Source organism: Bacillus silvicola, assembly GCF_050524305.1.
Classification (GTDB): Bacteria; Bacillota; Bacilli; order Bacillales; family Bacillaceae_G; genus Bacillus_A; species Bacillus_A cereus_AT.
In genome coordinates this window covers 1559038-1584640 of record NZ_JBNGVC010000012.1, presented here as the reverse complement: position 1 = coordinate 1584640, position 25603 = coordinate 1559038, and the positions used below count along the sequence as shown (strand labels likewise).

The following is a 25603-nucleotide window of genomic DNA, read 5'->3' as shown; positions in this document are numbered from 1 at the left end:
CTTTTTTTGTTGGAACTAATTTTCTTCTAAAAATGCGAACAGTTCCTCTTGGTTTTTTAACTTGCGATCAATACATGTTTGAGCAATACATTTTAATCCTTGTAATAATGCGTCTATGTACAAAGTATCGTACTGAACTATATTTCCCTTTATCATTGTTTCATTTTTTTTCAAGTTAATTGATATTTTTAGTACAGCTGTATTGCTTTGTAAATTTACAACTTCGATGCAAAAAACTGTTTTTCTAAGTCAATCGTAACATAATCGAATCGTTCGGCTAGTTCCAAATTGCATGTGGTAGTGTATTCCAAATGAAAGCCTCCTTATTGTGTAAGTGTATGTTGTAATGCTTTCGCTACAGTGGGGGAGATTCCTTGTTATATGTCACATAAGTGCAAATTCACCTATTATAGGGCAATGTCATGTATAATAGAAAGAAAAGGCTTGTGAGGGGGGAAAAGAGATGATCGTTCTTTGGATAATTACGCTTTGTATGACCGCTATTTTTGCATATATGACGTTAAAACAAAATGGCTTAAAGCGATTTGTTCCAGGAAGTATTCTTGCAGGAATCGCCCTTATCACGTATGTAATTTCAATTTTTACTGAAAGTATTTCGATAGATGTAAGTACGAGTTTAATGTTTATCGGTATTACACTATTTGCAGGTAGCATTATGGTACTTATGGTTGCAGGTATTATTATATTTATTCATATGAATTCGGAAACGTTATAGCATAAAAAAAGGCATGTCCCTAAGGGGCATGCCTTTTATCCGTTCAATTATGCTCTATCTTTAGAAGAGTTTTGTTGTTTTAGTAAGTCGCGAATTTCGCCAAGAAGAACTTCTTCTTTTGTTGGTTCTGGAATTTCTTCTGTCTTTTCTTCCTCTTCTTCTCTTTTAGATGTTAGTTTGTTGAAAACTTTAACAAACATAAAGATAGCAGCTGCAATAATTAAGAAATCAAAAATAGTTTGGATGAAGTTACCATACATAATAGATGATTTACCGAATGAAATTTTTAAATCTGTAAAGTCAACGCCACCTAATACCATACCAAGTAATGGTGTGATGATATCTTTTACTAAAGAACTAACGATTTTACCGAATGCAGCACCGATTACAACCCCGACAGCTAAATCGATTACATTCCCTTTGAACGCGAATTTTTTAAACTCGTTCCACATGTGTCAATCCCATCCTTTCCACGATTCATTATGAAATTTATAATTCCTATCAACATATTCTATAGAAATTTGTGATAGAAATAAAGAGGAAATGGGAATGAAAGTAAATTATGAAAAATGTATCCGTTTTAATTTTTGCTTACAGCTTGCAGTAGAGATTGGAGCAATTGCTGTGTTTTTAACCCTTCTAATCCATCTATAACCGGCCTTGTATTACCTTGTACACATTCGATAAAATGGTGAACCGCATCTTCAAAACCACGCTGTTTTAGCGTCGTGTCCCATGATGGTGAACCAATCTGTGAAACTGAATTTTCCTGCTCAACTTCAAATGTGTTCATATTTTTTACGCGAATGATTTTACCTGTTGTTACAAGTTCAATTTGTTCTAAATTTGTACCTGCATGGCGATGCATCGCTGTAGAAAGTAATAGTCCATTTGCAGTTGTATATGTATGATGCCCGTAAAGAAGTTCATTTTTTTCATTGATTTGCATCATATTGTGAACGACGTTAAGGTCATCATTAGCTAACCAGCGAGCAGTATCTACAATATGTAAGTAATCATCTAACATAGTAAAGTCGTACGAATATGGCCCCACTTTATTTGTGCGGTGCTTTTCAATTCGAATCCATGAAATATCATTAGCTTGCTCTTTGGCAGCAACGTACATAGGAACGAATCGGCGATTAAATCCGACCATTAACTTTCGATTATACTTCTCGCTCAACTCGACTAGTTTCTCAGCTTGTTCCACTGTAGCTGCTAGCGGCTTATCAACATAAACATCGATGCCTTTTTTCAGAAGTTCAGAAACGATTTCATAATGTGTAGCAGTTGAACTATGAACGAAAATTGCATCACATTCAGAAGCTAATGTTTCCATAGAATGAAAGTCTTGAATACGGTATTGCTGGCAAACTTGTTTCCTTTTCTCTGCGTTAGGTGTAAACGCCCCTACAAAATCCCAATCTGTTTCTTTTGTAAGTGTTGGAAGATAGGCTTTTTGTGCAATACTTCCAAGTCCAATCATCCCAATTTTAGGTTTGTTCATGTTTATTCCCACCCTATTAATATTAATGTAACGGGTTAAATGTAGCATAGGGTGGGGGAGGAAGGCAAAAAATAGCTTTTTACTTACGTCCTTCTAATAAAATCTTCTCTATCGCTTCAAAGTTATGAGCGCGAGCGTGTTCTAGCGGGATAACACCATCGTTGTCTGGAATATTTACATCAGCACCGTGCTCGATAAGAAGGCGAATGACTTGTTGCTGTGTTTCATCTCCGTTACTTAGTACGATGGCTTCCATTAAAGCTGTCCATCCGAGGTTATTTACATGGTTTACATCGATATTTGTTCGGTTAAGGAGTTCTTTTATAACATCAATATATCCGTGTTCTGATGCGGGAATAAGAGCTGTTCCGCCGTACCGATTCGTAAGCGCTGGATCCGCACCAGCATCAATCGTTAGTTTTAAAATGTCTAAGTAACCTTCCGCACCGGCGTATAGAAATGGATTGTTTTTCATATCATCTTGGATATTTACGTCAGCGCCGGCTTTGATAAGCGTTTTTGCGGTTTTTATATCATTTTTGTATGTAGCAATCATAAGAGGAGTACGTCCTTTATTGTCCGTTATATTTATGTCAGCCCCTTTTTTGAGTAACGATATAACAGTGTTTGTTTCCTGTTTCTCAGTAGCTGTTAGTAACGCTGTTTCCATGGTTGTCATCTCCTTTGTAACTTCTTGTTCTTGCGAGCATCCTTGCAAAAAAATTACGCAACAGATCATGCTTAATGTTTTTTTGAACATGGAATTTCAACCTCCTAATTTCAACTGTAAAATAAGAACATTAAATTTTTATAAACTGAAGCTAAAATTACTATAAAATCACTTGAGTATTTGAACATATATTTTTATGCTTATGAATATGAAGGGTGGGTAAAGTGAAACTTTAATCAGTGGGGAGGGGTTCATCCCCCACTGATTATTAGCCTTCACCAATCGGGCGTTTACCGGCAGTCCGACTCCCACCTAGCTCCCTCGCATTCGCCGGATTTTGAGGTGGGAGTCTTATTGCCCACAAATAGCGGGGGAAAGTGAGGATGTAAATGATGTCTATTAAAACAAGGTTTTTATTTTCTTATATTGCTGTTATTCTCGTTTCCATTACGCTCATATTAGTCGCGGGATTTTTAATTGTTTTTTCCATAACAGGAGACTTGGAATCAGTGAAAAATTTCTATAAAAGTTCTTATATTCAAAAGCCGCTTACGCCAGAAGAAGAGAATGCCTATCTTGAATTAAAATTAGCGGCAAAGCAACATCAATCTCAATTATTAGATGAATCGTTCGTTTCATCGCTTGAAAAAGAAGGTGTGAAAATAGTTGTAAGAAAGGGAGAAACCATTTCTTATGCTACAAAAATATTTGAAAGTGTACCTTTAAAAGAAGCTCTTCCGAAATTTGAATCAGCAAATATTAATAGTCGTGGTACAACGGAACTAGGCGATACCTTTTATCGATATGTAAAATTTGATTTTTATTTTCCTCAGGAAGAAGAGGGGAGTATATTTGTATTAAAAAAGCAAAGTTCATTTGTCGATCTTACACAAAAATTATTTCCGATTTTGTTCGTATCACTTTTACTGTTAGCCATTTTGCTTATTGGATTATTAAGTTACCTCGTCTCAAGAAGTGTAATAAAACCAATCTTTGTATTGAAAGATGCGACTGAGAAAATTAAAGAAGGAAATTTAGATTTTCAAATTCCAGTTACATCGCACGATGAAATCGGGCAATTAAATCAAGGATTTGAGGAAATGAGGAAGAAGTTAAAAGAATCGATTGAAGTACAAACGCAGTATGAAGAAAATCGAAAAGAGCTCATTTCCAATATATCTCATGATCTAAAGACACCGATTACATCTATTATTGGATATGTAGAAGGAATAAAGGACGGGGTCGCAAATACGCCAGAAAAAATGGATAAGTACTTAACAACTATCCATACGAAAGCAAGACATATGGATACACTGATTGACGAACTATTTTTATTTTCAAAGCTCGATTTGAATCGAGTTCCCTTTCAGTTTGAAACGGTTGAATTAAATATGTTTATGCAAGAATTAATAGAAGAGATGCAGATGGATTTAAGTAAGGAAGGTATAGAAGTTAACTTACAATTACATGCATCACCACTATATGTAACGGCTGATTGCGAAAAGATAAATAGAGTGATATCAAATTTAATTCATAATAGTGTGAAATACATGGATAAAGAAGAGAAGAAAATTACTGTAACAGTATTGAATGATAATAATAAAGTGATTGTGAAAGTGATGGACAACGGATCAGGTATTGAATCGGATACACTTCCCTACATTTTTGAACGTTTTTATCGTGCAGAGCAATCGCGAAATTCTAGTACAGGTGGAAGTGGACTTGGCTTAGCGATCGCGAAGCAAATTGTTGAAGAGCATGGCGGGAATATTTGGGCGGAAAGCGAGCTTGGGAAAGGCACGAGCATTTTCTTCACATTGAAAAAAGTACAGGAATGTGGTGAGTAAATTGAAAAGAATTTTACTAATAGAAGATGAAGTAAGTATTGCAGAATTACAGCGAGATTATTTAGAAATTAATGATTTCCAAGTTGATGTAGAGCATTCAGGAGAAACAGGTTTACAAATAGCCCTGCAAGAAGATTATGATTTAATTATTTTAGATATTATGCTCCCGAAAATGAACGGATTCGAAATTTGTAAACAAATACGTGCTGTAAAAGATATTCCGATTTTACTTGTTTCAGCAAAAAAAGAAGATATAGATAAAATTCGCGGACTCGGATTAGGAGCGGATGATTATATAACGAAACCGTTTAGCCCAAGCGAATTAGTCGCGCGAGTAAAAGCACATATTGCCCGTTATGAAAGATTATCAGGAAATGTAAGTAAGCAACGTGATACGTTATATATTCACGGAATTTCTATCGATCAACGAGCGAGGAAAGTTTTTATAAACAATGAAGAAATCGCGTTCACAACGAAGGAATTTGATTTATTAACATTCTTTGTAACGCATCCAAACCAAGTATTAAATAAAGAACAGTTATTTGAACGTATTTGGGGACTAGACTCAGCTGGCGATTTAGCCACTGTCGTTGTTCACATTAGAAAGTTACGTGAAAAAATCGAAAGAGATCCTGCTCACCCGCAATATATTGAAACGGTGTGGGGAGCTGGTTATCGCTTTAACGTGTAATGTACCTGCCGAGTTATTGGCAGGTTTTTTATGTTATTCGAATTAAAAGGGAATAATAGGTAATTCGTGTTAAAATATAAAGAGAGATAAAACATAGGAAAGCATGGGAGGGTGTGCTACATTTTGGGAGATACATCAAAAGATAATAAATCAAACAAGGCTTTAAAGATTGGAACTAATATCGTACTTATTTTATTAATTATTGGTGCAATACAAATGTTTTATGATGAAGATTCTACGAATGATCATTTCGGTTGGTTCTTTATGATGGTCTTTTTTGCAATTAAAATAATTTCTAGTTTTATGATAAGTTTAAAAGAAGGAGATAAAAAGGCAGTATTTATCGATTTAGGTTTAGTAGTTTTTTTTGTTCTTCTTTTAGTTGTTTCTAGAGTGAAATATTTTTCTTGAAGGTTAATATATTCATTAACGAGGCTTTAATGGAATAAGCCTCGTATCTTTCTATGTTATTTAATACTTACGTTTGATTGTAAAAAATCACTCTATATTAGGTATTTTTCTTTGAAAATAGGACTTAATTCACTCCAAACATCAAATTTATTGCCATCTAAATCATAAAAAACAAAATTCTTCCCAGCATGCCCTCTGTTTTCAATCTCTCCAACTAGAATTTCCTTTTCAATAAATTCACTATGAATTGATTCTAGAGCATGTAATCCGTTAACTTCGAATGTTATAGAAAAGCGTTCTTCACCGTGAAAATCAAAAAAATTTAAGGTTTGATTATCTTGGGATTTAACTAGAAAAAAGCTTTGATTTGCAAAGTTAATAATAGCTTTGTCTTCGTTTTTAAAGTTCAACTCTGCTCCCAATTTGTTCACATACCAATTTGAAGAAAGTTCTACGTTGGTAACTGGAATATAAGTCGTTCCAACTCTTAATAATTTTTCTTTCACCCTATTTTCCTCCTTTAGCAAAACAGCACTAATAAACTTGTTCTCTCTTCCTAGACTTATTGCCTTTGTGAGTCCTTAATTTTCTTTTTAATCCCAAAAAATTCTTGAGTAATAGAAGTAAACCGACTGGCTTCTTCTAAAAAAGGATAATGGTTACTGTCCTCAAACGGCACAAAAATAGAATTACGAATGCCCTCATGCATTTCGATAGAATATTGAATTGGGCACTGCACATCGTGCCTTCCGCAAATAATTAGCGTTTTTATGTTGATAGAAGGTAAGTACTTTCTTAAATCAAATGAAGGATATTCGTGAGAGAAAGCATTCATCCGGCTAACAGACATTGTTTTTTTGATTGGTTTACAAAAATAAGAGTTGTAGTTTTCAGGTTTATACAAAGATAATTTTGTCCTCTTAGTAGAGAGTTCCTTTCGTTCTTCATTTGTAAGGTCAGGGCTTTTTAAGTTTTCGATGAGTTGTTGCATATAATGAAACTGCAGATGTGCTGGGTTATAAATACAAAATGGTGTTTCGGTATAGTTACTTGCTGCGGCTCCCGCTACGACTAATGATTGTAAGGGATTTGGATATGTAATCGCATATAAAAGTCCAAGCATACCACCTGTTGAATGACCAGTGAAATGCCATGTTGGGAGTTGTAAAGCTTCTCGTATTGCTTCTAAGTCGTGAACGGTTTCAATCATACTTAATTCTTTTTCTGAATTGGCTTTTACAGAGTTACCAGCGTCTCGTAAATTAATGAGGAATACACGATGCGTAGAAGTGAAAACATCCGCAAAGTAATCGCCAGTTTCATTAAATTGTGAATAGTGATGTGTAATACAAAGCGGTTCGCCATTTCCTTTTGTAAATAGTTCAAATGTGCCGCGTTTTGTGGGGATCATTTGTTGTGTCCACATAATATCACGCCCTTTTCTCATAAAAGTTGGACCAGTTAATTATTAAATAAAATATATCAGCGATTATTAAAATATATCAGCGAATCTCAAGATATATCGGCGATTCTCGAAATATATCGACTTACCGACAGAAAACGACAATAAATAAAAGGAGGCTATTCAAAACGAGCCTCCTTTTTGTTTAGTACAAAGATTTTGTCATATTATTCCGAATAATTTCAAGGGATTTCGCTACAGTTAATGCATTCTTTTCTTCAATTTCTGGTTTACGGGGGATAGGTTTATACATGTTGTCTGGATCTTCCCATGTGAGGGGAAGCTCTGTTTCGGCTTGTCCTTTCCAAGCGTCAATCCATTCTGGAGGGAGATAACCTGAGATGTTTTGGATGTTGTTCATTTCGAGCCAAATAAGTGCCCAAGCTCTTGGGACCACGCGCCAGTGGTCATAGCCACCGCCGCCGACAGCGATCCAGCGACCGTTGCAATATTCATTGGCGATTTCGCGAGCGAGCTTCGGTATTTCACGGTAAATATTCATCGTCGCGCAAAGGTGTGTAAGTGGATCATAATAATGTGCGTCAGCGCCATTTTGCGTTAAAATAATATCCGGTTTAAAGTATGCTGCAACTTCTTTTACGACAGTTCGATATGACTCTAAAAACGATTCGTCTTCTGTAAAAGCATCGAGTGGAACGTTAAAAGAATAACTATAGCCATTACCTTGTCCGCGTTCATTTACAGCGCCAGTTCCAGGGAATAAATAACGCCCAGTTTCATGTAATGAAATGGTGCATACGTTAGGATCATCGTAAAAAGACCACTGTACACCATCACCATGATGAGCATCTGTATCAATATATAAAACGCGTAAACCGTATTTTTTCTGAATATATTTCATTGCGATGGAACTATCGTTATAAATGCAAAATCCGGATGCCTTGCCGCGAAAGCCGTGATGTAAGCCGCCGCCTAAATTAAGCGCGTGCTTTACTTTTCCGGAAAGAACAGCGTCAACAGCTGTTAACGTACCGCCAACGAGTAACGCACTTGCTTCGTGCATATTTGGAAACATCGGTGTATCTTCTGTTCCGAGTCCATATGTCATCGCAATCGATTTTTCTAACTTACCTTCTCCAGCACGTTTTACCGCATTTATGTACTCCTCTGTATGAACGTAGGCAATCTCTTCATCTGTAGCCATCCGTGGCGGGATGACTTGAGAGGGAGAGATAAAACCGCTCTTTTGTAATAAATCATACGTAAGTGTGACGCGCAGTTGGTTAAAAGGATGATCAGGGCTAAACGAATAGCCCCGAAAGTCATCCGAATAAATAAACGCGCTACTCATGCTTGCATCCCCATAATGTTCGGCCATAATACGCGGTAGCCTTCTGCTTCAAGTGCATCAATCACTTTTAGCGGATTCATCGTTTGAATGCGGAAAACGAGTACTTTATCATTCTCATCTTTTGCTGGGTAGACGAGAACGCTCACGATATTTATTTGTAAATCACTAAAGATAGCAACGACTTTTCCGAGAATACCAGGTTCATTTTTTACTTGAATTTCAATTTGTGAACTTGGTTGATGTGCTCCTGTTAATTTCACTAACGTGTGCAAGACTGTAGATTCAGAAATGATTCCAACTAACTTCCCAGCCTTTGTAACAGGAAGACAGCCAATTTTATTTTCAAAAAATAACGTAGCGATTTCCTCAACGAAATCGAGAGGATGGCAAGTCATAACAGGATGTTTCATAATAAGTTCAAGCGGTTGCCGTAGCATATCGAGTGAAACTTGTTCATCTAAAATAGACGGACTTGCATCTCTTACATCCCGATCAGAAATAATGCCTACGACATGATTATTTTGATCGACAATTGGAATGTGCCGAATGCCTTTCGTGCGTATCGTTCGGATTGCTGTTTCGATTGTATCGTTTGGATGTAGTGTAACTACATTTTGATTCATAATTTCTTCTACAATCATTCCAGTTGCCCCCTTTATTAATACATAAAGCGATTGTGAAAACGTAGACGATCAAATGCTTGAATGGAATCCGTATCAACACGTTTTCCAATCCGGACCATTAAACAGTTAGCAGGGTGTGAACAAATTTCAGGATCATCTGTAGCCATCCATTGTAACCCACCAGCATTCATCATCTTTTCCATTACTTTTCGGTATTCCCAAACATTTAAGCCTGTTTGTTTTAAATCCCAGTGCCAATAATATTCAGTCGTTAATATAATATAATCTTCCATATAATCGTCCATCATAGACACTTCTAATAAGTTCTTTCCGACAGAGCATCCACGGAAGGCTGGGACGACTTCAATTGCCCCGAGCTCAATTAAGTTTTCCATTTTTCCTTCTGACCATCGTTCGAGCGGATCAGGATACAAGTATGTAACATATCCAACAATCGTTTGGTCATGTCTAGCAATAATGAGACGAGCTTCTGGTAATTTAGAAATTTCGACAATTGCTTTATATTGCTGTTCGGCAGGACGAAACGCAACTAAATCTGGATGGAATTCATACATTTCAAGATTATGTGTAGAGACAGGACCTTCAATAATTAAAGTGCCCTTCGCTGTTTTTAAGTTTCTAGCATTATATATTTTTTTATGAATCAATGTATTGCTCACCACCTTGAGGGTTTGTGAATCTATTAATATCGTACTTTATAATATATGCGATGTGAATCGAATTTTGTCAGTAAAAATTTGTCTAAAAATCAACAAATATACTGAAAATTTTAAATAATATCATTATAATAGATAATAGAATACATAGGAGGGGGATGTAAAGTATGAAAATAGAAACGCTTCCTGTCATTAAAGGAAAAAATAATTTGCCGAATTATGAAGAGGCATATGCGAATTTTAACTGGGAAGAGGTTAATAAAAATTTTACTTGGAATGAAACAGGCCGAGTGAATATGGCGTATGAGGCAATTGATAAGCATGCGAAATCCGATCGAAAAAATAAAGTAGCCCTTTATTATCAAGATGGATCTCGTAAAGAGAAATATACATTTAAGGAAATGAAGGATTTTTCTAATAAAGCAGGAAATGTTCTGAAAAATTATGGCGATGTTGAAAAAGGCGATCGCGTTTTTATTTTTATGCCGCGTTCTCCAGAATTATATTTCGCACTTTTAGGTGCGGTAAAATTAGGGGCAATTGTTGGGCCACTATTTGAAGCGTTTATGGAAGGCGCAGTTCGCGATCGTTTAGAAGATAGCGAAGCAAAGGTGTTAATTACAACGCCTGAATTGTTAGAGCGCATACCATTAAATGATTTACCAGCTTTAAAAACAGTCTTTCTTGTTGGAGACAATGCAGAAGAGGGCGGTAAACTTGTAGCGTTCAACCCTTTATTTGAACAAGCTTCAAAAGAATTACATATCGAATGGTTAGGCCGTGAAGATGGTTTAATCCTTCATTACACATCTGGCTCTACTGGTAAGCCAAAAGGTGTTCTTCATGCACAAAACGCAATGGTTCAGCACTATCAAACGGCGAAATGGGTATTAGATTTAAAAGAAGATGATGTATATTGGTGTACAGCTGACCCAGGCTGGGTAACTGGAACGGCTTACGGTATTTTCGCACCGTGGTTAGTCGGAGCATCAAATGTTATTTTAGGTGGCCGCTTTAGTCCAGAAGCGTGGTATGAAGCACTGCAAGATTACGGTGTAACAGTTTGGTATAGCGCACCAACAGCGTTCCGTATGTTAATGGGAGCTGGACAAGACGCAATTAAAAAATATGATTTATCACAAGTTCGTCACGTATTAAGCGTCGGTGAACCATTAAATCCAGAAGTAATTCGCTGGGGTATGAACGCATTTGGACTTCGTATTCATGATACGTGGTGGATGACAGAAACAGGTGGACAAGTTATTTGTAACTACCCTTGTATGGAAATCCGTCCAGGTTCAATGGGTAAACCAATTCCAGGTGTGAAAGCAGCAATTGTTGATAATGAAGGAAATGAAGTACCTCCATACACAATGGGGAACTTAGCGATTGGTAAAGGTTGGCCAGCTATGATGCGTGGAATCTGGAATAACCAGCAAAAATATGAGTCTTACTTCATGCCAGGGGATTGGTACGTATCAGGTGACTCTGCATATATGGACGAAGACGGATACTTCTGGTTCCAAGGACGTATTGACGATGTAATTATGACGTCAGGTGAGCGCGTTGGTCCGTTTGAAGTAGAAAGCAAATTAATCGAGCACGCTGCTGTTGCAGAAGCTGGTGTAATTGGTATTCCAGACCCAGTTCGCGGTGAAATCATTAAAGCATTTATCGCGCTTCGCGCAGGATACGAGCCATCTGAAGAACTAAAAGAAGAGATTCGTCAATTTGTAAAGAAAGGCCTAGCAGCTCATGCAGCGCCAAGACAAATTGAATTTAGAGATAAATTACCGAAAACGAGAAGTGGTAAAATTATGCGCCGCGTATTAAAAGCGTGGGAGTTAAACTTACCAACAGGTGATTTGTCAACGATGGAAGATTAAGAGAGAAAGGTCTGAACGAAACAACGTTCAGATCTTTTTTTATGTTATTATTAACTTATATATATAAGTTAAGGGGGGTGATAAAATGAAAACAGAAAAAGAAAAGATGATACTAGGGGAAATGTACATACCAGCTGATCCAGTTTTAGTACAAGACAGGGAGCAAGCTCGTATATTAACGAGAAAATTAAATGATACGCCAGAAGTGCAATTAAAAGAGCGTAGCGAAATTGTAAAAGAACTATTCGGAACGACAGGAGATAACATTCATCTTGAATCTTCTTTTAGATGTGATTACGGCTATAACATTCATGTTGGCGAAAATTTTTACGCGAACTTTGATTGTACGATTTTAGACGTATGTCCCGTTACAATCGGAGTGAACTGTATGTTAGCTCCAGGTGTTCACATTTATACAGCAACGCACCCGCTCGATCCAGTAGAACGCATAAGCGGATCAGAATACGGAAAACCAGTTACAATCGGCGATAACGTATGGATTGGCGGAAGAGCAATTATTAATCCAGGTGTAACAATTGGAGATAATGCGGTTATCGCATCTGGCGCCGTTGTAACGAAAGATGTGCCTGATAATGTAGTAGTTGGCGGGAATCCTGCAAAGATTATTAAAAAAATAAAATAATATTTGAACGAAGCGCCTTCCTCGTCTGTATACATTTATGAAAGAATAGATGAGGGAGGCTTTTATATGTCTAATAAATTACTTCTTACTTTTGCTTTAATTGGAGTTATAGTTGTATTTTCTTGTGGTTTGCTATTACCGATGCCAATTGGATTTAAAGTATCAATGATTACAGCTGGGGTCATGATGATTGTTATGTTTTCAATCATCATTCCATTTGATAGAAAACATATAGTACGGAAAAATGGATATAAAATTGATTTTACAAAAACAAAAGTGTATTTTCGCTGGAATGTATTTGATACGATTTCGGCTTGTCTTGCAGTGTATGCATGCGTATGTGTGCAAGCATTAAATATTTTAGTTTCAACCGGACAGACAATTCAAAACCCGTATGTTCAATTTTTTACGAATCAATCGCAAGTATGGATTATTGTCGCTAGTTGCTATTTAATTTCCCGTATTTCATTAACGTTAAAAGGAATAAAGGAGATCAAAAATCATGGCGCTGATTGGGATTGAGGAGGAGCTCATGCTTGCGTATCAAAGTGGAGATAAGCAGGCTGGGGAAAAACTATATGTTTTAATCAAACCAGCGCTATACACATTTTTATATCGATTTAACCGAGATGAACAATTAAGTATCGACCTCGTGCAAGATACGTTTTTGACATTAGAACGAAAGAAGCATATGTATGAACTTGAAAAAGGAAAAATAAAAACGTATTTATTTCAAATTGGTTATCGTCTTATGATTAATAAATTAAATAGAAGAAAAAAGTGGCGTACACTTTTGCCATTTTTAGTGCCGATTCAGGAAAAAGAATTTTCTCACGAAGATCGGCTCACAGTAAGAGAAGCAATTTTGAAAGTTCCTGAAGAACAGCGAGCGGTCCTCATTCTTTCTTATTATCATGATATGCAGCAAAAAGAGATTGCAGAGATATTAAACATTCCGATTGGAACAGTGAAATCGAGACTTCATAACGGGATAAAGAAATTAAAACAATTGCTGGAGGTGGATGAAATTGAGCGAAAATCCCTTTAAGAGTGAATATAAATTACAGCAGCATTTAGACAGTGACTATGTAGAAATACCGGACTTTCCAAAAACGGTAAGTCGCTTCGATCGATTAATCGGATTTCTTGGTTCTCCAGCGAAAGATCCTGTGGAGGCGACAATTGGGAATGATTTATCAGTTGTGTTTCATGTCTCGTTACTAGTTGGAGTTCCAATTCTTTCTCTTATTACGATACTCTTTGCGACGTTGTAAAGGATAGAAATTCGACCTCTATTTGACACGCCTATATAAATGATGGTATAAAGAAAAGTATATGAATAATTGAGCGTGGAAAGGGAGAAGTAGTGATCATTTCCCTGTTTTAGAGAGCTGATGGTCGGTGGAAATCAGCACATAGATGATCGCGAATTACGCCCCTAGAGCATCTTTTTTCGATTGAATTATATTCAAAAGGGAAAAGACGGTGCTAAGCCGTTATGTAAATAAGGTGGTAGGCTTTTTTTTGCCTGCAACTAGGGTGGTAACGCGATAATCAAAATCGTCCCTTATTTGAAGGGGCGATTTTTTTATGTTTTCAACCTTCACGCCAGTAATGAACTTAAAGGAGAGTATGTAGGATATGGGTATTTTACAAGATCTTGAATTTCGCGGTCTAATTAATCAGCAAACAGATGCTGAGGGACTTGAGCAATTATTAGAAAAAGAAAGCGTTAAATTATACTGTGGTTTCGACCCGACAGCGGATAGCTTACACATCGGTCATATGTTACCAGTATTAATGTTACGTCGTTTCCAATTAGCTGGTCACCAACCAATCGCACTTGTTGGCGGTGGTACTGGTATGATCGGTGACCCAAGTGGTAAAAAAGCAGAGCGTACATTAAATACGAAAGATACAGTTGCTTACTACACAGAAAGCATTAAAAACCAACTTTCAAACTTCTTAGAGTTCGAAAACGTGGACAACCCAGCAACAATGGCTAACAACTATGATTGGCTTGGTAACTTAGATGTAATTTCATTCTTACGCGATATCGGTAAAAACTTCGGTTTAAACTATATGTTAGCAAAAGATACAGTAGCTTCTCGTTTAGATACTGGTATTTCATTCACTGAGTTTAGTTATATGATTTTACAATCATACGACTTCTTAAACTTATACCAAAACCATAATTGCCGCCTACAAATCGGTGGTAGTGACCAATGGGGTAACATTACAGCTGGTCTTGAATTAATCCGTAAATCAGAAGAAGATGCGAAAGCATTCGGTTTAACAATTCCACTTGTTACAAAATCTGACGGTACGAAGTTTGGTAAAACAGAAGGCGGCGCAATTTGGTTAGACCCAGAGAAAACAACTCCTTACGAGTTTTACCAATTCTGGATTAACACAGATGATCGCGACGTAGTTAAATACTTAAAATACTTCACATTCTTATCTCATGAAGAAATTCTTGAGCTTGAAAAGCAAGTAGCTGAAGCACCAGAAAAACGTGCAGCACAAAAAGCATTAGGTTCTGAAATGACAAAACTTGTTCACGGCGGAGAAGCATTAGAGCAAGCGATTAAAATTTCAGCTGCACTATTCAGCGGTTCTGTAGCAGAACTGACTGCAAGCGAAATCGAACAAGGCTTCAAAGACGTACCATCTGTAGAACGTACGGCAGAAGATACAGTATTAATCGACTTACTTGTAGAAAGTAAAATCTCTCCATCAAAACGTCAAGCACGTGAAGATGTGACGAACGGTGCAATCTACGTAAACGGTGAGCGTACACAAGCATTAGACTGCGTTGTAACAGAAAACGACCGCATCGAAGGCAAATTCACAATCATTCGCCGCGGTAAAAAGAAATATTTCTTAATTCGTTACTAATCAGAAACGAATATAAACAAATAGTACCCCGAATTGTAGGCTGAAAAGTTTATGATTCGGGGTTTTTATGTATGAATTTAGATTACCTCACGAGTTCTTGTAAATAGAATATGAAGAATTAATACGAGCATATAAAGTAAACTAATAAGCATAACAATAAATGCTGTTGGATAAAATTTTGCCGCATATATAAAGAAATCGATTTGATAAATATCTTGGTAATTTGAAACGGTGCCTTTAAAGTAATTCGTAAACTTAGCGCTATATTTCCATTCATCAGGATAATCTATCAAATTACTCCCCTGATACCAACTAGCGAGTGCTGAAGTAATAAATAGCATAAATGAACTTCCGAGTTGAACCATTTGGTTTATTGTCAAAAAGAATCCACCTCCTATTTTATGGTTATTATAGCGTGCATTAGCATTCCTGTAATCTTTTTGTTGTAATCTCCTTTTCGAGTTCATACGGAAATCACATGTAAGCGGTATGATAAACGTATAACAACTAGAAAGGAGTGGTAAAACAAAATGTCACTAGAAGCGCTCATTATTTTTTCTTTGCTAAATGCGGGTCAGCTTGCAGAGAACACGAAGGTTGATATACATAAAGAGCAGAAAGATGCTTATGTATATGTTCAAAAAGAGGAAACTAAATAATTTTATTTTATATATAAAAATGAAGGCTGTTTGAAGTAACTGTTTAGTTGCTTTAAACAGTCTTTTTTAGCTAGAAAGAATAAATCTGTCTAAGGACGTCGTCGATAAATCAAAGAGAAAATGTTGTTATTATACGCGTAGTTTTAACTGTAATTATTAGATGTAAATTAAAAAAAGTCTTTTTTAAAAAATAAAAAGAAGGTGTTTAATTATTTTCCGTAAATAGAAAAAGGCAGCAAAAATTTATTTATGGAAAGGGAGTAATTATATGAGGGATTTATTGGAAGGATTTAACATGGTGATGTGGACAGGAGCATTTGTTATTGGAGTGGTACTAGTTTTGTGGTGGTATGGACGTTATCGGAAAGCAGGTGTTAAATTCCGAGAATACATGGATGTCATGGGAAGTATGTTGACTTGTTGTGGTGGTGTAATTACTGTAATCGTTTCAGTAGTGGACAATAAAACTACTGTGTTGATTTATATTGGTTTGCTTGGAATTGTTGTGGGAGGAATTAATGTGACGAAGAAAATAATGGATCTGTACGATAGAGTATCAACAATAAAAACGGAACAGGAAGAAGAAACAGAAGAAATCGAGGGAACAAGAAAGACAAGAAAGACAAGAAAGACAAGAAAGACAAGAAGAGTGAAAATGTGAATCAGAAAGTACCCTTAGGGGTACTTTTGCTGTTAAGATATTATAAATTGAAGAAGAAAATAAATCAATTGAAAAATTAATGTAGTCACATTCAATAGAGTGTGGCTTTTTATTATTTTTGGGATATATATGTATGTTAAAAAATCTAGGGGAATAGCGTTTACTCATGCTTATTTTATCCCAAAGGTTCCTCGAAAATAAATAATTTTATCTTATATATAAACGAAAAAAGCCAATCCACAGGATTGGCTTTTTGTCATTAACGAGAGTAGAACTCTACGATTAATGCTTCGTTGATTTCAGCTGCTAACTCAGAACGCTCAGCGTGACGAGTGTAAGTAGCTTCTAACTTATCAGCATCGAAAGTTAAGTATTCTGGTACGAAGTTGTTAACTTCGATCGCTTCTTTAACAACAACAAGGCTGTTAGATTTTTCGCGAACGCTGATTGTTTGGTTAGGTTTTACACGGTAAGATGGGATGTCTACGCGAGCTCCATCAACCATGATGTGACCGTGGTTTACTAATTGGCGAGCTGCGCGACGAGTGCGAGCTAAGCCCATACGGTAAACTAAGTTGTCAAGACGAGCTTCAAGAAGGATCATGAAGTTTTCGCCGTGCTTACCAGGCATTTTACCTGCTTGGTCAAATGTGCGACGGAATTGACGCTCAGTCATGCCGTACATGTGACGAAGTTTTTGTTTCTCTTGTAATTGTAAACCGTATTCTGAAAGTTTCTTACGTTGGTTAGGACCGTGAGGACCTGGTGCGTAAGGGCGTTTTTCTAATTCTTTTCCTGTGCCGCTTAGAGAGATTCCAAGACGACGAGACAGTTTCCAAGCTGGACCTGTATAACGAGCCATAGTTGACTCCTCCTTTAAAAATGTTTTTATTTACGTAAAATAAAAACAGACGTAATCGATATTTACGGGCATTTTGTTTTCATGTACCTTCGCTCCAGCAGCAGGGAGTTACGAGATACACCTCCGTAGAGGAACAAAATACAAACGATAAACTCACATTACAAGGCTGCCTTTTTATTTTACACAAACGCTATTATATCTTTTACCCAGAGTTTCGTCAAGCGACTCCCTTTTTGTTTTATGCATATAAATTTTGGAAATTAACAAGAAGGAATTTAAAACAATATAAAAGAAGAGATAGAAACACAAATAAAACGCTTACATAAAATATAGTAAAAACGTTCATCAGTTTTTTTACTGGTGGATATGTGGCAATAAAAACATAAGGGGGATGTTTTTATGAAAAAGAAACATATGGAGACAGTATTAATTCATCACGGTTATGAATCAAAGGACAATAAAGGGAGTTTAACACCGCCTTTATTTCAAACTTCCACATTTACATTTGAAACTGCACAGCAAGGAGAGGCGAGTTTTGCGGGAGTGGATCCATCGTATATTTACTCAAGACTTGGAAATCCAACTGTGAAATTATTTGAAGAACGTATGGCGGTGTTAGAAGGAGGAGAAGAAGCGCTTGCTTTCGGATCAGGCATGGCGGCTATTTCAGCAACTTTAATTGGCTTTCTAAAAGCTGGAGATCATATTATTTGTTCAAATGGATTATATGGGTGTACTTACGGTTTTTTAGAAGTGTTAGAAGAGAAATTTATGATTACGCATTCGTTTTGTGATATGGAAACAGAGGCTGATATTGAAAATAAAATCCGCCCAAATACAAAGCTCATTTTCGTTGAAACACCAATTAATCCAACAATGAAATTAATTGATTTAAAACAGGTTATTCGGGTTGCGAAGCGAAATGGTTTACTTGTTATTGTTGATAATACGTTTTGTTCACCTTATTTACAAAGACCACTTGAACTTGGCTGTGACGCTGTTGTTCATAGTGCAACAAAATATATTGGTGGCCACGGTGATGTTGTAGCTGGTGTAACAATTTGTAAAACGAAAGCACTAGCTGAAAAAATCCGTCCGATGCGAAAAGATATCGGTGGTATTATGGCGCCGTTTGATGCGTGGTTATTATTACGCGGGTTAAAGACGTTAGCGGTAAGAATGGATCGCCATTGTGATAATGCAGAAAAAATTGTATCGTTCCTGAAAAATCATGATGCGGTAGAAGGTGTTTGGTATCCAGAAGGGGAGTTAGCATCCCGTCAAATGAAACGGGGCGGCGGTGTTATTTCTTTTTCAATAAAAGGCGGAAAAGAAGAGACGCAAGCGTTTATCAATGACCTTCACTTTATTACGATTGCGGTAAGTTTAGGTGATACAGAAACATTAATTCAGCATCCAGCAACGATGACGCACGCTGCGATTCCAGCTGAACTAAGAAAAGAAATGGGTATTTTTGATAATTTAATACGCTTATCTGTCGGTTTAGAATCATGGGAAGATATCGTTTCGGATTTAGAGCAAGCGTTAAAGAAAATATCTACTGTTAATCAATAAAAAAGAGTGAGTTATCGGTTTCGTACATAACGTACTAAATCGACAACTCGCTCTTTTCTTTTTTAAATATGTTTTAGGAGTGTTTCCACAAACTTTTCTAAATAGTGCTGATCTACTTCGTCAAAACGATTTTTTTCAGGACTATCAATATCAAGTACACCGATGACATTTCCGTCTTTTAGAATCGGTACAACGATTTCTGAATTAGAAGCACTATCGCAAGCGATATGTCCTGGGAATTGATGGACGTCCGCCACAAGCTGCGTTGTTTTCGTTTCAGCTGCTGCGCCGCAAACGCCTCGTCCAAATGGAATGCGCACGCAAGCAGGCATTCCTTGGAATGGTCCAAGAACAAGCTGATTTCCTTCTGTTACATAAAAGCCAACCCAATTAACGCGATCTAAAAATTGGTTTAATAGTGCGGACGCATTTGATAAGTTTGCGACTACGTTTGGTTCGCCAGTTAATAATGCATCCAGTTGTTTAATTACTGTCTCATATTGCTCTTCACGAGATCCTGCATAACTTTCTTTTGTAAACATGGAAACAACTCCCTTTTTAGCGAGATATGTAAAATGATAGCAAAATACGATGTATTTCACATGACTTTGTCGATAGAAAATTAAAGGAATTTGTCTTAAAAGTCAAGAAATTTAAACTATAGCTGTTCAGTGAGGGGAAGTGAGCGCATGAAGCAGACGAAACAAAAGGTAATTGATGCGGCAATATCGTTGTTTAATACGAAAGGTTATGACGGGACATCGGTGCGAGACATTGCAAAGCGAGCGGATGTGAATGTAGCGAATATTTCATATTATTTTGCTGGAAAGCAAGGGTTATTAGAACAGCTGATTACTGATTTTTTAGAAGGATATATTCATGTAATTGAAACGTCATTTGAACAGAGAGAATATTTATCGGCTAAAGATGTGATGGTGCAAATGGTGCGCGGGATTTTACGATATCAATTTGATAATAGAGAACTGACACGTTTTTTTTATAGAGAGCTTTCGCTTGATACGACATTAATTCGTGAAGTGATGACCGTTTATTTTTCTAGAGAAAGATATTATATAGAGCAAATCATTAAACAGGGACAAATGAAACAAGAGTTTAAAAAGGTATCTTTTACAATGTTTATGACGCAATTAAAAGGCATGATAAATATGCCGTTTTTATATCCGCAATATATATCAGAAGTGTTGCATTCTTTTCCGTCCGAGACATTTTTCCTAGAAATGTACACGAAAGAAATTGAGCAATGGATGGAACAAACATTATATAAAGCGAATATGTACTATGAATGGCCAAGAGCTGTTCATATGTGAAAAATCCCCACCTAACGAACTGAGGTGGGGATTTTTATGTCTTGTTTTCTTTGGCATAAATTGTTGAATAATAGCGCAATAATTGTTAATGAGGCGCCGGCAATTTCAATTTTGTCGACTGTGTAACCTCGAAAGATAGAGCCGATAAGTGCAAGTACAGGAACTAAATTCATAAATAATATGCCGTTAATAGATGAAATATATCGATTTCCTGTGTTCCAGCAAAATACAGCTATAACGCCGGCGATAATCGACATATAAAAGAGCTCAAAACGAACGCTCATAACTGTAGATAATGATGGTACATTAACGACGTTTGTGTAAGTAAAGAAAGTGACAATAATGATGAGTGAAATTGAGCCGAATAAACAAGTTAACGTCGTATACCTGAGTGGTGACCAAGATTGAAAACGAGCACCGCCGTTCGTGTAAATTACCCAGCAAGTAACGCCGCATAACATAAATATATTTGTTGATAAGTGGCTTGCTGCTCCAAATAATAAATGAATATTTCCTTTTGAAATGACGAGCATAACACCGAGTAATGCAACGAACATACAAAGAAATGTGTAATTTTGTGGGCGTTTGTTTTTTGTTATCCACTGCAATAATAAAGCGATGAGTGGCATAAGAGACTGAATCATCGCGGCATGGATGGCTCCAGAAGGCCCGGCAAGCTGTTGACCATAAAAAATTAGAAAGCCATACCCAGCGAAACCGACTGTTCCATAAAAGAATAACGAAAGTGTTCGTTTTTCTAAGCGGAGAGAATTTTTCCCCTCAGTGATTAATAGCAAAATAAGAAAAATGATAGCTGCTGATCCGTATCGGATAGTTGTGAAGAAGAATGGGTCGATAAATTGCAAGGCATTTGCCATTACAGGAAACATAAATCCCCAAGCTGTTACAGCAAGTAAGCATAGAAGGGATCCGAGTAGCATTTGTTTTTTGGCCAAGAGTATCATTCTCCTTTTTACTTCGTTATAGTAAGTTGATGAAATAAGTATAAAGAGTAATTCTTTGTAGAAGGAAATATCGATTTTTTATGGCAGTTATAACTTTTTGTTAGAGGTGTGTATGATGGATTTGGAGGCAGTACGATCGTTTATTGAAGTAAAGCAAACGCGAAGTTTATCAAAGGCGAGTAAACTTTTACATATTTCACAACCAGCGCTTAGTAAACAAATTCAAAGATTAGAAGCGGATTTAGAGATTACTCTACTCAAGCGTTCTGCTCAAGGAGTAGAATTAACAAAGGCTGGAGAATTATTTATAGAAAGAATGTTACCGATTTTGGAACAAATAAGTGAAGTGAAAACGGAAATGAAGGGATATCAAGAGAAGCAGAAAATTTCAATAGGTATATTGCCGAGTTTAGCGGCTCATTACATATCAAAGTGTAAAGACTTATTAGCGGATACATATGAAATAGAATGGCAAATTGAGCATACGAAAGTATTAATGGAATTATTTAAAGCGCGAAAAATTGAAGCAATGTTTATTGATTCAGTAATAGAAGGCGCTACGTATATAAAAGAAATACGGGAAGAAAAAATCGTTTGTGCCGTTTCAAATAATCATCCGTATAAAGAGAAAACGGTAATCCGAATGGAAGAGTTGCAAAATGAAAAGTTAATCGTATACCCAGAAATATGCGATGTAAGGAAAATGATTATGAATGTGTTTCAATGTATGGGTACGAAACCGATAATTGCAGTTGAAACATCTTATGCAGAACCGATGATTGCGATGGTAGGAGCTGGACTGGGTATAACGTTGCTTCCGGAAACAGCGGTACAGCAAGCGGTAATGCAAGGTAACGTGCGTGCGATTTCTGTAGAACCGCCACTAATGCGAAAGATTTATTTCGTATCTCATCTGAAAGAGTGCTCTTTATTGCATTCATTTGAGGCTGAAGAATAAAAAAAGCGGAATGTTAAGAAAGATTACAAGTGCATTTAAAGAAACATGAAATTTTAAAAAAAACTAGGTCAAAAACACGTCATTACATGGTATGATTAGTACATTGTTAGTTGTTAAATATAGGGGGATTCCCTTTTTATACATAATGCCTTCCATTTCATAAACGGAACGGACAAAAAAAGAGATATAACTAGGAGGCTTTTTTGCATGGATTCTATCCTGACGATCGTTATCATTGTAGTAAGCTCTATTCTAGTGCTGCTCATGATAGAGCTTGTGATAAGAAATCGTTCATATAAAGATATTGAAGCACTGGAGCAGTGGAAACAAGAAATAAAAGATAAACCTGTGGCAGATGAACTAAAGCGGGTGAAAGATTTAAATATGACAGGTCAAACAGAAGAACTGTTTGGTAAATGGCGTGAAGAGTGGGATGAAATTGTATCAACAACTCTTCCAAAAGCTGAAAAAGATTTAGGGCAAGCGCGAAAATTCGCCTCGCAATTCTCCTTCCGCAAAGCAAAGCATGCGATGAAAGAATCCATAAGTGGTTTAGATGACGCTGATAATCGTATTACAGACATTTTAAATGAATTACAGCAACTGTTAGAAAGCCATGAGAAAAATAGCTCGGAAATTGAAGGGTTACGTGATACATATCGTAGTATGAAAAAGAGCGTTCTTGCTCATCGACACATGTATGGAGCAGCTGAGCAAAGGATCGAAGAGATGTTAGACGTTGAATCAGAGAAGTTCAAAACTTTTGAAGAGGCAACAGATAATGGTGATTATTTAAAAGCGAGAGAAATTGTTATTAGTTTAGAAGAAGGTTTAGCAAGTTTAGAAATCATCATTCATCAAATTCCAGATTTATTAGTAGAGTGTCAAGCGACATTACCAGTTCAGCTGGAAGACTTATTACAAGGTCATGATGATATGATAAGACAAGGCTATGTATTAGAGTATTTGGAAATTCCTAAAGAAGTCCGCGATATGACGACACAACTACACACATGTTTAATGGATATACAGGAGCTTCATATAACGGAAGCAGCAGAAAAAGTAGAGAACTTAAAAACTCGTTTAGATAGTTTTTATGATCAACTTGAACAAGAAGTGCATGCGAAACATTATGTGGAGCAAAAAACATTTTCTGTTTATGAAGATTTAGAAGAAATTCGCACTGAAACAATTGAAACGAAAACAGAAACACAACTTGTAAAACAAAGTTATCAATTACAAGACAAAGACATTGAGTCGCAAAAAGTAATTGAAAAGCAAATGCATATTTTAATGAAACGTTTTGAAGTGTTGCAAATACGCGTTGCTGAACAAGATATCGCATTCTCTATTATTCGTGAGGAACTAGAAGAGGTTTATGAGCAATGTGAAACTTTAAAAGTACTTCATGCAGAATATAAAGAAATGCTGCAGACGATGCGTAAAGAAGAATTTGAAGCGCGTGAGAAATTACAAGAAATGCGAAATACAATTTTAGAAACGAAACGCTTTATGCAAAAGTCGAATTTGCCAGGTCTTCCAGAGAGCATTATGGAAGATTTACAAAGAGGACAAATGGCAATGCACGCTGTATATGATCAATTAGAAATAAAGCCGTTAAATATGAATGCTGTAAATAGCAGTTTAGAAGAGGCGTACACAACTGTTAATGGTGTATCTGAAATGACGGAAGAGTTAATTGGACAAGCATATTTAGTTGAAAAATTAATTCAATACGGTAATCGTTACCGCAGTCATGATGAGAATCTTGCAGAAAGCTTAGATTATGCGGAGAAATTATTCCGTGAATATCAATACGATGCAGCTTTAGAACAAGCGGCTTCTGTACTAGAGCAACTTGAACCTGGCGTTGTTCAAAAAATAGCTGAATATGTAGACAATGAACAAACCCTTTAATAAAGGGTTTGTTTTTTTGTGTAATTTTGGAGGCGATGTTGCTATAATGAATAGCGGAATACAGTAAGGTTATTCGTTTTAAAATATAACGGAACCTTTGAGTAGTTTTAGCGTAATTACACGTATTTATGATATGATTATACGATGTGACAGCGCTGAAAGGGGAAGAACGATGATCTATTTTGATAATAGTGCGACGACAAAGCCATATCCAGAAGCTCTTCAATCGTATGTAACGGTTGCAGGGAAATATTTTGGAAATCCTTCTTCTATTCATTCGCTTGGAGGAGAGGCAGAGCGTCTATTAACACAATCGAGAACGATTGCAGCACAGCTCCTTCACGTTAAGCCTTCTGAAATTATTTTCACATCGGGTGGAACGGAAGGGAATAACCTTGCGATTAAAGGAATAGCGATGAGGAATCGTTCGCGCGGTAAACATATCATTACAACAAATATTGAACACGCGTCTGTGTTTGAGGCATATAAACAATTAGAAGATCTCGGTTTTGATGTAACATATTTACCGGTTAACGAGCACGGTGTTGTATCGGTAGAGGATGTAAAACGAGTGCTTCGTGAAGATACGATTCTTGTGTCAATTATTCACGTGAACAACGAGACTGGAGCGATTCAGCCTGTTGCTGAAATTGGAACATTATTATCGAACTATCCGAAAATAAGATTCCACGTGGACCATGTGCAAGGGATAGGAAAAGTACCGCTTGATTTATACGCTTCTCATATTGACCTTTGTTCAATATCTGGGCATAAATTTCATAGCGTAAAGGGGACAGGTCTTCTTTACGTACGTGATGGTGTAAGGTTAGATCCAATCTTATCAGGTGGTCAACAAGAGCTTAAGTATCGTTCAGGAACAGAAAACTTACCTGGTATTGTAGCGATGGTAAAAGCACTTCGTATGACGATGGAGCAAGTGAAAGAAAAGGTAGTTCATTTGCAAAATTTACAAGCAGAGCTTGTCCGTGTCTTTAAAGAGATGGAAGATGTAACGATTAATACGTCACTTGAATATGCGGCACCGCACATTTTAAATGTATCATTTGTTGGTTTAAAACCAGAAGTGGTCGTTCATGCTTTAGAAGAGCATGGTGTATATGTATCAACGAAGTCTGCTTGTTCTTCAAAAGCAAATGAAGTGAGCCGAGTACTAGTGTCAATGGGGATACCGCATGCCGCAGCTGCAAGCGCAATCCGCATTAGTCTAGCACCGGAAAATACGATGGAAGAAGTAAAACAATTTGAAGGTATTGTTAAAGAGACAATGCCAAAATTATATGAAGTGATGAGGTAA

Annotated in this window: 29 protein-coding genes, 1 pseudogene and 1 other annotated feature; of the genes and pseudogenes, 17 read left to right on the top strand and 13 right to left on the bottom strand. The window is 36.7% G+C overall.

Annotation, left to right across the window (positions count from 1 at the left end; genetic code table 11):
* Nucleotides 1-15: 15 nt before the first annotated feature.
* A pseudogene (gene dhp61, locus ACP6L7_RS20220) lies at nt 16-311 on the bottom strand (protein Dhp61).
* A gap of 152 nt (nt 312-463) precedes the next feature.
* Between dhp61 and ACP6L7_RS20215 the strand changes: the two are divergent.
* The gene (locus tag ACP6L7_RS20215; RefSeq protein WP_071748348.1) at nt 464-736 is read left to right on the top strand and encodes a DUF3917 domain-containing protein; all 273 of its coding nucleotides are present in this window, start codon (nt 464-466) and stop codon (nt 734-736) included.
* A gap of 47 nt (nt 737-783) precedes the next feature.
* Here the strand turns inward: ACP6L7_RS20215 and mscL are convergent, their stop codons facing one another.
* From mscL to ACP6L7_RS20200, 3 genes are all read right to left on the bottom strand, one after another.
* Nucleotides 784-1188: a large-conductance mechanosensitive channel protein MscL gene (gene mscL, locus ACP6L7_RS20210; RefSeq protein WP_097833105.1), complete on the bottom strand. Its 405-nt coding sequence runs from the start codon at nt 1186-1188 to the stop codon at nt 784-786.
* A gap of 128 nt (nt 1189-1316) precedes the next feature.
* Nucleotides 1317-2243 carry a Gfo/Idh/MocA family protein gene (locus ACP6L7_RS20205; RefSeq protein ID WP_097833104.1) on the bottom strand — a complete coding sequence of 309 codons (927 nt, stop codon included), beginning with the start codon at nt 2241-2243 and terminating at the stop codon, nt 1317-1319.
* 79 nt (nt 2244-2322) lie between these two features.
* Complete coding sequence (locus ACP6L7_RS20200) at nt 2323-3003, bottom strand: ankyrin repeat domain-containing protein (protein ID WP_097833103.1); 681 nt, start codon at nt 3001-3003, stop codon at nt 2323-2325.
* Nucleotides 3004-3305: 302 nt separating this feature from the next.
* Between ACP6L7_RS20200 and ACP6L7_RS20195 the strand changes: the two genes are divergently transcribed.
* The 3 genes from ACP6L7_RS20195 to ACP6L7_RS20185 all read left to right on the top strand — a co-directional run bounded on the left by ACP6L7_RS20195 (nt 3306) and on the right by ACP6L7_RS20185 (nt 5862).
* Entirely contained in the window at nt 3306-4760 is a 1455-nt protein-coding gene (locus ACP6L7_RS20195; protein WP_097833102.1) for a sensor histidine kinase, read from the top strand.
* 1 nt (nt 4761) lies between these two features.
* A complete protein-coding gene (locus ACP6L7_RS20190) occupies nt 4762-5451 on the top strand; it encodes a response regulator transcription factor (protein ID WP_097833101.1) in 690 nt (229 codons plus the stop codon).
* A 123-nt stretch (nt 5452-5574) separates the two neighbouring features.
* Nucleotides 5575-5862: a hypothetical protein gene (locus tag ACP6L7_RS20185; protein ID WP_097833100.1), complete on the top strand. Its 288-nt coding sequence runs from the start codon at nt 5575-5577 to the stop codon at nt 5860-5862.
* Nucleotides 5863-5954: 92 nt separating this feature from the next.
* Here the strand turns inward: ACP6L7_RS20185 and ACP6L7_RS20180 are convergent, their stop codons facing one another.
* The 5 genes from ACP6L7_RS20180 to acuA form a co-directional block, all read right to left on the bottom strand.
* Nucleotides 5955-6368 (bottom strand): VOC family protein, encoded by a 414-nt coding sequence (locus ACP6L7_RS20180; protein ID WP_430529362.1) that lies wholly within the window; start codon nt 6366-6368, stop codon nt 5955-5957.
* Nucleotides 6369-6424: 56 nt separating this feature from the next.
* Entirely contained in the window at nt 6425-7309 is an 885-nt protein-coding gene (locus ACP6L7_RS20175; protein ID WP_170961011.1) for an alpha/beta fold hydrolase, read from the bottom strand.
* Nucleotides 7310-7469: 160 nt separating this feature from the next.
* A complete protein-coding gene (acuC, locus tag ACP6L7_RS20170) occupies nt 7470-8636 on the bottom strand; it encodes an acetoin utilization protein AcuC (protein WP_097833097.1) in 1167 nt (388 codons plus the stop codon).
* Nucleotides 8633-9277: an acetoin utilization AcuB family protein gene (locus tag ACP6L7_RS20165; RefSeq protein WP_002145365.1), complete on the bottom strand. Its 645-nt coding sequence runs from the start codon at nt 9275-9277 to the stop codon at nt 8633-8635. Before ACP6L7_RS20165 ends, acuC begins: the two co-directional genes overlap by 4 nt.
* A 17-nt stretch (nt 9278-9294) precedes the next feature.
* Nucleotides 9295-9927 (bottom strand): acetoin utilization protein acetyltransferase AcuA, encoded by a 633-nt coding sequence (acuA, locus tag ACP6L7_RS20160; RefSeq protein ID WP_000581397.1) that lies wholly within the window; start codon nt 9925-9927, stop codon nt 9295-9297.
* Nucleotides 9928-10103: 176 nt separating this feature from the next.
* Between acuA and acsA the strand changes: the two genes are divergently transcribed.
* From acsA to tyrS, 6 genes are all read left to right on the top strand, one after another.
* Nucleotides 10104-11822, top strand: coding sequence for an acetate--CoA ligase (gene acsA / locus ACP6L7_RS20155; RefSeq protein ID WP_097833096.1), 1719 nt, complete (start codon nt 10104-10106; stop codon nt 11820-11822).
* 85 nt (nt 11823-11907) lie between these two features.
* Nucleotides 11908-12465: a maltose acetyltransferase domain-containing protein gene (locus ACP6L7_RS20150; RefSeq protein ID WP_097833095.1), complete on the top strand. Its 558-nt coding sequence runs from the start codon at nt 11908-11910 to the stop codon at nt 12463-12465.
* A 66-nt stretch (nt 12466-12531) separates the two neighbouring features.
* Nucleotides 12532-12987 (top strand): hypothetical protein, encoded by a 456-nt coding sequence (locus ACP6L7_RS20145; RefSeq protein WP_097833094.1) that lies wholly within the window; start codon nt 12532-12534, stop codon nt 12985-12987.
* Nucleotides 12968-13513 carry an RNA polymerase sigma factor gene (locus ACP6L7_RS20140; RefSeq protein WP_097833093.1) on the top strand — a complete coding sequence of 182 codons (546 nt, stop codon included), beginning with the start codon at nt 12968-12970 and terminating at the stop codon, nt 13511-13513. The genes ACP6L7_RS20145 and ACP6L7_RS20140 overlap by 20 nt, the downstream gene beginning before the upstream one ends.
* A complete protein-coding gene (locus ACP6L7_RS20135) occupies nt 13494-13739 on the top strand; it encodes a hypothetical protein (protein ID WP_097833092.1) in 246 nt (81 codons plus the stop codon). Before ACP6L7_RS20140 ends, ACP6L7_RS20135 begins: the two co-directional genes overlap by 20 nt.
* 67 nt (nt 13740-13806) lie before the next feature.
* Nucleotides 13807-14036, top strand: a binding site (T-box leader).
* Between the two features lie 70 nt (nt 14037-14106).
* Nucleotides 14107-15363, top strand: a complete 1257-nt coding sequence (gene tyrS, locus ACP6L7_RS20130) for a tyrosine--tRNA ligase (RefSeq protein ID WP_430529361.1) — start codon at nt 14107-14109, stop codon at nt 15361-15363.
* 77 nt (nt 15364-15440) lie between these two features.
* Here tyrS and ACP6L7_RS20125 read toward each other — a convergent pair whose 3' ends face one another.
* Nucleotides 15441-15743 carry a YjdJ family protein gene (locus ACP6L7_RS20125; RefSeq protein ID WP_141533382.1) on the bottom strand — a complete coding sequence of 101 codons (303 nt, stop codon included), beginning with the start codon at nt 15741-15743 and terminating at the stop codon, nt 15441-15443.
* Between the two features lie 150 nt (nt 15744-15893).
* Between ACP6L7_RS20125 and ACP6L7_RS20120 the strand changes: the two genes are divergently transcribed.
* Nucleotides 15894-16022 carry a transporter gene (locus ACP6L7_RS20120; protein WP_097833089.1) on the top strand — a complete coding sequence of 43 codons (129 nt, stop codon included), beginning with the start codon at nt 15894-15896 and terminating at the stop codon, nt 16020-16022.
* A 268-nt stretch (nt 16023-16290) separates the two neighbouring features.
* Nucleotides 16291-16683, top strand: coding sequence for a hypothetical protein (locus ACP6L7_RS20115; RefSeq protein WP_098774758.1), 393 nt, complete (start codon nt 16291-16293; stop codon nt 16681-16683).
* A 259-nt stretch (nt 16684-16942) separates the two neighbouring features.
* On the opposite strand, the gene rpsD is transcribed toward ACP6L7_RS20115, so the two are convergent.
* Complete coding sequence (gene rpsD / locus ACP6L7_RS20110) at nt 16943-17545, bottom strand: 30S ribosomal protein S4 (protein ID WP_097833087.1); 603 nt, start codon at nt 17543-17545, stop codon at nt 16943-16945.
* A gap of 399 nt (nt 17546-17944) precedes the next feature.
* Between rpsD and megL the strand changes: the two genes are divergently transcribed.
* Entirely contained in the window at nt 17945-19120 is a 1176-nt protein-coding gene (gene megL / locus ACP6L7_RS20105) for a methionine gamma-lyase (RefSeq protein WP_097833086.1), read from the top strand.
* 62 nt (nt 19121-19182) lie between these two features.
* Here the strand turns inward: megL and ACP6L7_RS20100 are convergent, their stop codons facing one another.
* Complete coding sequence (locus tag ACP6L7_RS20100) at nt 19183-19662, bottom strand: GAF domain-containing protein (protein WP_097833085.1); 480 nt, start codon at nt 19660-19662, stop codon at nt 19183-19185.
* Between the two features lie 147 nt (nt 19663-19809).
* Between ACP6L7_RS20100 and refZ the strand changes: the two genes are divergently transcribed.
* Entirely contained in the window at nt 19810-20448 is a 639-nt protein-coding gene (refZ, locus tag ACP6L7_RS20095) for a forespore capture DNA-binding protein RefZ (RefSeq protein WP_071748330.1), read from the top strand.
* An 11-nt stretch (nt 20449-20459) separates the two neighbouring features.
* Here the strand turns inward: refZ and ACP6L7_RS20090 are convergent, their stop codons facing one another.
* The gene (locus ACP6L7_RS20090) at nt 20460-21404 is read right to left on the bottom strand and encodes a DMT family transporter (RefSeq protein ID WP_097833084.1); all 945 of its coding nucleotides are present in this window, start codon (nt 21402-21404) and stop codon (nt 20460-20462) included.
* A gap of 121 nt (nt 21405-21525) precedes the next feature.
* Here ACP6L7_RS20090 and ACP6L7_RS20085 point away from each other — a divergent pair, with 121 nt between their 5' ends.
* The 3 genes from ACP6L7_RS20085 to ACP6L7_RS20075 all read left to right on the top strand — a co-directional run bounded on the left by ACP6L7_RS20085 (nt 21526) and on the right by ACP6L7_RS20075 (nt 25603).
* Nucleotides 21526-22371: a LysR family transcriptional regulator gene (locus tag ACP6L7_RS20085; RefSeq protein ID WP_141533383.1), complete on the top strand. Its 846-nt coding sequence runs from the start codon at nt 21526-21528 to the stop codon at nt 22369-22371.
* Between the two features lie 207 nt (nt 22372-22578).
* Nucleotides 22579-24288 (top strand): septation ring formation regulator EzrA, encoded by a 1710-nt coding sequence (gene ezrA, locus ACP6L7_RS20080; protein ID WP_097833082.1) that lies wholly within the window; start codon nt 22579-22581, stop codon nt 24286-24288.
* Nucleotides 24289-24460: 172 nt separating this feature from the next.
* The gene (locus ACP6L7_RS20075) at nt 24461-25603 is read left to right on the top strand and encodes a cysteine desulfurase family protein (protein WP_098361712.1); all 1143 of its coding nucleotides are present in this window, start codon (nt 24461-24463) and stop codon (nt 25601-25603) included.